Origin of the sequence: Burkholderia sp. Ac-20392, assembly GCF_017104585.1 — a bacterium.
Lineage (GTDB): Bacteria > Pseudomonadota > Gammaproteobacteria > Burkholderiales > Burkholderiaceae > Burkholderia > Burkholderia lata.
The window spans coordinates 1-1,055 of record NZ_JAAGPB010001025.1 but is presented as its reverse complement, the minus strand read 5'-3'; the positions used below and the strand labels follow the sequence as shown (position 1 = coordinate 1,055).

The 1,055-nt window shown below is 68.8% G+C and carries 1 protein-coding gene; it reads left to right on the top strand.

The annotated features are described in order from the left end of the window. On the top strand, window positions 1–833 hold an 833-nt coding region (locus G3N99_RS40560), incomplete at its 5' end, for an SPFH domain-containing protein (RefSeq protein WP_241012101.1). Between the last annotated feature and the right edge of the window lie 222 nt (window positions 834–1,055).

The following is a 1,055-nucleotide window of genomic DNA, read 5'->3' as shown; positions in this document are numbered from 1 at the left end:
TTTCCTTGGTGTCTGCAGTTCCGACCTGTGCTCTTCCGATCTGCGGCGCCCAACCGTCGCCCGCGTCGGCCGACGGTCCGACGCCCGAACGCCTCGATCGACTGTGGGATGTGCCGCATCCGTGGGAAACCACCCAGGTGATTGCCGGCGCGAACGGCGACCGCCAGAACTTCCAGATCGTCAACGCCGACGTGCGGGTCGATTACCGCCTCGGCCTGACCGATGCCGATGCGCGCGCGGCGCTCTATTGCACGATCGACCCGGAAAGCACGGTGCGCACGAGCGCCAATCGCGAACTCGTGCACTACCTCGCATCGCATACGCTCGAATCGCTGCTGGAAACGAACCAGGCCGCGATGGCCGACCAGTTGAAGCGCGCGATCCAGCAGCAGCTCGACCGGCTGCACAGCGGGGTCGACGTGATCGCGGTCGTGATCGAGAGCGTGCATCCGCCGACCGGTGCGGCTGCCGCCTTCCACGACGTGCAGGCCGCGCAGATCCGCGCGCAGGGCAGCGTCGCGCAGGCACGCGGCTTCGCGGCCGGCCTGCTCGGCAACGCGCAGCAGCAGGCGCTCGAACGGGTCGCGCGCGCCGAAGCACAGGCCGGCGATACGGTGTCGTCGGCGCGCGTGCAGCAGATCGATTTCGACGCCGACCTGGTCGCGTACCGGCTCGGCGGTCCCGCGTTTCCGTTCGAGTATTACCTCGACCGGCTGCAACGCGGCCTGCGCAACGCGCGCATGACGATCATCGACGACCGGCTTGCCGACGGCACGCGGGCGACCGTCGATCTTCGCAATACTCCTGCCGGCGATCTGGCCGGCATCCATTGACATGTCGCGGCGTAATCCGCATGGGCGGCGCAACACGGCGGCAGGCCGTGGCGCCGCACCGCACGCGGACGACGCCGCACCCGGGGTGACATCGTGAGTCTGTTTCATTCACACGCGCATGATCATGCGCACCACGGCCATGGCCACGACCACCGTCATCACGCGCAGCATGGCGCACCGCAGCCGCCCGGCGCGTTCCGCCTGCGCGTCGCCGTTGCGGTA